The organism is Mesorhizobium sp. M7A.F.Ca.MR.148.00.0.0 (genome assembly GCF_003997735.1).
In the GTDB taxonomy this organism is placed as follows: domain Bacteria; phylum Pseudomonadota; class Alphaproteobacteria; order Rhizobiales; family Rhizobiaceae; genus Mesorhizobium.
Genome location: NZ_RZTB01000769.1, coordinates 1 through 221, shown reverse-complemented (window position 1 = coordinate 221; position 221 = coordinate 1). Strand labels below are relative to the sequence as shown.

Genomic DNA, 221 nt, shown 5'->3' with positions numbered 1-221 from the left:
CGGCTATTGCGTCACCTCGGGCCTTGTCGATGCCTATACGAAGTGCCTTGCCGCACCGGTGTTTTCAGCGCCGGGGAAGGTCGAGGCGACGATGTGCCTGGTGGTCCCCATCGATACGTCCGAGGAGCGGACCGGCGAACTTATCGGCCTGCTGCGTGATCGTGCCGCAAGGCTTTCGATCGCAGCCTAGGCATGCGAACGAGCGAATGCCAGTTCAGGCA

The 221-nt window shown here is 62.4% G+C and carries 1 pseudogene; it reads left to right on the top strand.

From position 1 onward, the window contains the following. A pseudogene (locus EOB49_RS36200) lies at positions 1 to 190 on the top strand (IclR family transcriptional regulator); the annotation flags it as partial. Positions 191 to 221: the final 31 nt, after the last annotated feature.